Origin of the sequence: Saccharibacter floricola DSM 15669 (assembly GCF_000378165.1) — a bacterium.
Lineage (GTDB): Bacteria > Pseudomonadota > Alphaproteobacteria > Acetobacterales > Acetobacteraceae > Saccharibacter > Saccharibacter floricola.
In genome coordinates this window covers 1-7,171 of record NZ_KB899353.1, presented here as the reverse complement: position 1 = coordinate 7,171, position 7,171 = coordinate 1, and the positions used below count along the sequence as shown (strand labels likewise).

Below are 7,171 nucleotides of genomic sequence, written 5' to 3'. Positions count from 1 at the left end.
CTATTCGTGACACTCGCAAGCTTACCCCCTGAAGCACCAAAGGTTTGGCCTGCCGCATTCGTCACTGTCCCCGCAGTCGCGTTCGTCAACGCAACGCGGCCTTGTGTATTCACAATATCACTAAAGGAAGCATTATTCTCAGCTGTTAAGAACGCATTTGAGCCATTATTAACAGTCTTCCCTGCGATGGAACCGCCCTTAACATCCAGTCTTCCTGCATTGTTTGCTTCGCCCAGCAAAGAGCCCGTAAGCGTCAACGATGCAGGCATGCTAACAGACGTTACTCCTGAAGACGTATTTTTGCCACTAAAGACCTCTTGTCCACCTGTTAGGCCGACATCACCCGTGCCGGAAATAACTCCTGAATAATTATTCCCAAACTGCACATTTGCATTCGAAATTTGAAGGTTTTTAGACCCTAAGAAGATATTACCATTTCCATCAAGAGCTTGGACAATCGCCGTCTTCCCGTCATTCCCGGTTTGTACATCTGGTGTACCTCCTGGGATGGTCACACCACCATGCACGCCTCCTGACGTGCCAGACTGTGCTTTGATCTCTGAAATATCAAACACACCATCATTGAGCACATGAACACCTGATGAGCGTAAGACCGAACCACCCTCTTGTAAGGCTAATCTTCCGTGTTCAATAGACGTGAAACCCGTATAAGCATTAGGCGATGTAATGATCGTCCGCCCTGCACCAATCTGTTTGACATTACCGCCGCCCAATAATGCCTGAGATAGCAAATAATCATTGCTGCGGTTAATGACTAAGTTGCCCTCATCACGGATAGTCCCACTCGCAACAGAGCCTGTTTCTCCCCCATCACCAAGTTGGAGCGTCGCGCCGTTACCAATAAAGGTGTCGCCTGTATAACTATTCTGACCAGAGAAAACCTGCGTCCCGCTTTTAATGTCAACCTGCTGATTATTCCCTGATAGAACACCACTGTACGTATCGTGAGCATTCGTCAGTGTAAGCTTCCCATTCAGCGTACCAGGAGCACTCCCTGCTAATGACCCAACAGACGCTGTATTGTTGGTAACTGTAAAGGAGCCGCCATTAGAGTATAATGTACCATCAATAGCGTCTCCATCTAAAGTTAACTTACCTGTATTGGTAACATTTTGTGTAACATTGTTTCCATTTGTTAATAATGCTGTGCCAGCATTTGTCAGGCTTTCTAACTGCCCAGCTGCTGCACTGAAGTTGCCTGAAGACGAGTTCGTTACATTTTGAGCAGACGCACTAACAAGCGTAACACGACCGTCATTATTAAGAATATTACCTAAAGAGGCATTGTTTTCAGCCGTGAGAACAGCATTAGGCCCGTTATTTGTGGTTGTCCCAGCAATCGAACCACCATTAACATCAACAACACCCGCGTTCGTCACGTCCCCTTGTAAGGAGCCTGACAAAAGCAACGCCGCATTTTGGGTAACCCGTGTCATCCCTTTGTAGGTATTGGCACCACTAAGTATTTCCGTTCCACTGGCAAGGGTTAGGCCACCGCTTCCCGCAATAACACCACCATATTGGTTATCGGTAATCACCTGCCCATTTTTTGAAAGATCAAAGACAAGGTCACCCTTATTGGGATCATACGCGTTAGACGCAATCCCCTTACCATCCGCGTCGGTGTAAATGAGGTGATTACCATTTGGGCCTGTGTAGCTATTATCAGAAATATCAACCGAGCGTCTCACATTTTGACTATCAAGCAACTGCACCCGGATTGTACGGTTAGCATTCGCTAATGTCAGGTTTTTATCACCTAGGTTCACGCCTCCTTGCCCACCTAACGTGGTCACAGACGTCCCAGATGCTGAAATACCTGCAATATCAAAATGTCCCGTAGCACTGCTCATGACCCCTGAAGATGAGGCAATAGACCCTTCGCCCGCTAATTTGAGCGTACCATTCTGGATAGTCGTGCTTCCTGTATAACGCTCCTGAGCGCTCAAGGTCGTATGGCTACCATTGCCTCCCATCTGCACGAAAGAACCTGAACCAGAAATTTTCTGTGTGAAATTCACATCATCAGAGCGATTAACCGCAAGAACACCATTATTGGTAATATCTCCAGAACCGGCCCAACCGGATGAGCCACCATTCCCCAATTGAAGCGTTCCCGCGTCAATCGTGGTACCTCCCCTATAAGCATTATCTCCTGCTAAGATGAGTGTTCCCAAGTCGCTCTTCGTTAACGCTCCCCCACCAGCAACCTGACTATCATTGAGAACAGAACCAATCTCAGCAACCATATCTTTACTGGCTATTGTGCCATCACCAACACGAATAGTTGTATTCTTGTTCGTCACAAAAAGATCATCGCCTATGATCTTGTAATGGTTTTGAGCATCACCACCAATAAACTGCATCCCGATTGTCGTGACAGGATCGAACGCTCCTAAAACGTTATGATCTTTTACAGTTACAGTACCAGGTGTGTTGGTGAAAATGGCACGCCCACCTAGAAGCCACCCTGTATTTGAGTAACCAGATACTGATGTCCAATTATTACCAGTATGAGCAATCCATTCCCCATCACCGCCATCAACGACACCATTACCGACGGAAGGATTGTCTCCATGATGTGCCGGATTGCCACCATCCCAGAAGTTCAGGTTTTTAGCATCAGCGACAATATTAACCTGATTGGGAACCGACAATTTCTGTAAAGTAAGATATTCCCCCGTATATCCATCGGGAATGCTCAGATTCCCTTTATCAATCGTCAGACCATTGTCAGATAGCTTTCCGCCGTAACTGTAAAGCCGATAAACCCCTGGCTCCAATACACCATTATCCACACTGGGACCGTTCAGATTGGCGTTCACAACCAATTGGCCTCCGAGTGTTAAATCACCTTTGGCATCCACATAGTCATTATAGGCGCCACCAGCAGTCCCAATCTGGCCAATATCCCATTTTTGCTTTGAACCATTTTCTTCGGTCAAACTACCTCGAATGGTAAAAGCACCAATTGTCCCCGGCGCATCACCTGGAGACAAAGTTGCACCTTTTTGGAGATAAACATTACCCCCCAAAATACCGCTACCAGCAAGGTTAGCCCCAGACTGCACAACCGTATCGCCGCTAGCAGGGCTCTGATCACCGTCAACCTGCAACGTTCCGTTGGTAACAGTCGTTCCCCCCGTATAGGAGTTATTTCCCGTTAGAACAGTCGTACCGGTACCAACCTGTTGTAAGGACCCAGAACCGAAAATACCCGACGTCCCCTGTACTAGGTTACTATGATTAATGATCAGCTGCCCATCATCACGGATCTGAGGATTTGTGTTAGGAAATATTCCCTTAATACGGCCAGTTGTGCCACCATCTCCATACTGTACAATGGCGTTCTTTCCGATAATGGTAAGTCCCGTATAGTTACTATCGCCTGTCAGTATTTGCTTACCGTTGTTAACCGTAAAGCTTCCCGCACCATCCATCGAACCGGAATACGTGCCTTGAGCATTTTCGACACTCAAATTACCATCGAGTTTCCCTGTTCCAGCTCCTGTTAACGAACCAACAGTAGCATTATTTGACGAAACCTCAAAACTACCATTGCTTCCCGAATCAAGAACCCCATTAATCGTAGAGCCATCAATTAAGGCAGAACTATTATTTTTAAGACTATTAGCTGTACTCTGACTTAAAATCAGTTTCCCAGAATTGTTCTCAATATCACCAAAAGTACTGTGATTAATACCCGTCAGAACCGCATTAGCGTTATCATTAATGCTTTTACCGGAAATCGTCCCGCCATTAACCGTAACAGTACCTTGGTTGTACAGCCCCCCTTGATTGGGATCAACCGCTCCTCCTTGAAGAGAGCCTGTTAAGATAAGACCTGCTCCCGAGGAAACAGACATCCTTCCTGAAAAAGTATTTTGTCCAGAGAAAATCTCCTGACCACCGGTGATATTAACACCACCAGAACCAGAAATAGAGCCGTTAAATCGATTGCCTACGATAACAGAACCATCTTTATTCAGATCAACAATTCTATCACCATTATCTGCATTATACTGACTTTTAGGGATAACTTTACCGTTACTGTCAATATAGACCGTATTATCATTACCCTCCCCACTATAGGTATTGGAGGTTACATTAATGGTTTCACCATCATCTTTATATACAGTATTTACCGTACGGTTGCCATTTGTAATCGTTAAATCATTCCCACCAAGAATAACCTGTCCCTGCCCACTCAACGTTTGAATAGACGTTCCACGATTATTCAAAGAAGAAATATCAAATTTTGCAGAATCACCATCAACCCGCACGCCAGAAGACTGACTAATGCCGCCGGAATCGGCCAACGCCAATGTCCCATTCGTAACATGAGTAGCACCCGTATAGGAGTTATTCCCCATCAAGGTTGTTGTGCCAGAGCCATTCTGCCACACATCACCCGAACCAGAAATAGTTTGTCCTAAAGTGATCCCATTACTACGGTTGACTGCCAATGTACCATCATTAACAATCTCACCAGCTCCAACAGATCCGGTCTCCCCCCCATTACCGAGCTGAAGTGTCCCGCCTTTAATCAGTGTTTGGCCTTGGTAATTATTGTTTGCTCCAAGGATGAGCGTTCCAGGATCAAGCTTCGTTAATCCTGCCCCTCCTGATACCATACTGTCATCAAGGGTTGAGTTCACCAACGCTTTAATCGAACCACTAACAGATGACCCATCACCAACACGAATGGTCAACATATTAGACGATGCGTAAATAGATCCGCCGTTTAAAGTATATACACCACCATCTGTATTAGCAAACTGCATTCCGTCAACTAAAATAGGAGCATCTTTATTACTTTGTACAAATACATTCCCTGACTTTCCTTCAAAGACTGCATATTTCCCCGTTGCCCAGGCATTATGGTTTTGCGCGTTAGCATCCGTCCAATTATTATTCGCTGCATCATACACGGTCGGATAGATATACCCACCATTATTAGGGGCTAACCGCGGACCACCCTGCGTTGAAATAAAGCCATCAGGATAGACATAACCGCCACCGCCACCCGGCGCATTAGAAGCAGCCCAAACACCAGTTCCCCCACGGATCGTTCCATCTGCTACAGCGTCACCATTGACTACATCCCAAAAAGAAAGATGCTGAGGATTGGAAATGAGGTTGACCTGATGTGGAACCGAAGTTTGCACACCAACCGTATTGATATTAACACCCTGCGCTGTAGCTAAATGAAAACTCGGATCAACCGATAATGTTCCATTATAATTATAGGTTCTATAAATACCATCTTGCAAACTGCCATCAGGCTTCATATTACGCCCTTGTGGAGTAGCGATCACATCTACAGGACCTGCAAGAGATAAGTTCCCACCGACATTAATAAAGTTACTTGAAGCCGCACTATTTTTGCTGTCACGACCAACAAGCCACGTTTGATGTGCTTGAGGATCAAATGACAGATTTTTATTGATATTGAGGGAACCAATATATTCCCCATCACCAGGAGCTAACCTCCCTCCTGCTTGTATGAAGCCATTACCACCAAGCGTTCCAGTTCCCGCTAGTATCCCACTATTCGTAACCTTCGTATCGCCCGTTGCCGCACTCTGGTCGCCATTAACGATCAGTGTACCACCTTTTACCCAAGTCTCACCTTTATAGTCATTATCGCCCGTCAGACGAAGTGACCCAGGCCCCTGCTGGGTCAACCCACCTGCACCCGCAATCTTTTGAGTAGCTGTTAAAGCATCTGAACGGTTAAAAACAATCGATGCATCACTATTTTGCAAAACAATATTAGGAGAATTATTAATAGACCCTGTATTTCCACCATTCCCTATTTGAATAGAGCCATGCTGTACAACAGTATCTCCTTTATAACTATTTTTTCCTGTAATAAGAAGATTTCCACCTTCAACGGTAGCGCCACCCTGAAAGCTATTATTACCACTTAGTGTTAACGTTCCAGTACCCTGCTTATCAACACCACCGGCTCCTGAAAGAACTCCGGAAAACTCTGTCTGCTGATCGAGAGTGTTGGCATACAATGTTCCATTCAACGTCATATTAACCGCTGAATGGAGAGAGAACCCTTGATAGTTCTGGATAGTGCCGTTATTCACCAGCATTTGATACTGTGAAGGCGGCAAATTGGAAATAATACCAGGGCTGGAGGGAGAAACATCCCCTGCCACGAGAGTGCCGTTGGGCCCAACATTCAATGTCGCAAAGCCTGTCCCCGAACCCGATCCAAAAATAACTTGGCCATTATTAGAGATTTGTCCACCATCTCTAACATTAACAGTGCCCTGACCATCACCATTAATATACAGGCTATAGCTCCCAGCAACTAAGGTAGACCCCTGCCCAACAACATCCACTTCCCCCGATGTATTGCCATAGTTCCCAACTACAACGCCATATGCTGATGCTTGAGCCCCATCAGCAATTCTTAAAACACTCGGTTTAGTACTCGACCCTGTTCCGTAACTTGGATCACCATTGCCCACCACAAACAAGGCCTGACCTTGACTTTGAAAATTACTGTTGGGCCCTTGTATGGACAACTCACCAGAGGACCCCTGCGCAATACCAATTGCTACGTTCCCATTTGAAGCAAACAAGCTGTTGTCGACGACCATCTTAGGGTAGCTATCTGTATAGCTAGAGACTGTTACAGAGCTCGTGTCAACATACTGCTGGCCAATGTTAAAAAGCAACGTCCCGTCATTAACAGTCGTTGAACCAGTATAGGTGTTATTTCCTGTAACGGTAACAGTACCGCTTCCATTTTTTACTAAAGAAACAGGACCATTAACGGCACCTTGTACGGTAGAATCCGTATTATCAGCCCCCACAACATACTGACCGCCTCCATCTGCAGCATAACCAATATCTACAAAGACCATTGATACGCTGCTCAACAATAGAGAACGGAACAAAGGGGCGATTTTCATGACGAAATCTTCTCCAATAAGGACAGACATATTTTTGTCTTGAAGACAATTTTTCTGCCAATATATTCCAATCTATATTGGAATGAATAAGAGCAGATACAACTACAACTACAACTACTTCTTTGGCCACTTTGGCCACTTTGGCCACTTTGGCCACTTTGGCCACTTTGGCCACTTTGGCCACTTTGGCCACTTTGGCCACTTTGGCCACTTTG

General features: G+C 45.6%; 2 protein-coding genes. Both read right to left on the bottom strand.

Going from position 1 to position 7,171, the window contains the following annotated elements; translation table 11 throughout:
* Positions 1–6,908, bottom strand: a 6,908-nt coding sequence (locus tag F457_RS13095) for a beta strand repeat-containing protein (RefSeq protein WP_211209054.1), incomplete at its 3' end; no start/stop codon positions are given.
* The coding region (locus F457_RS14150) for a hypothetical protein (protein WP_211209053.1) at positions 6,847–7,171 on the bottom strand (325 nt) is incomplete at its 5' end. The genes F457_RS14150 and F457_RS13095, both read right to left, overlap by 62 nt.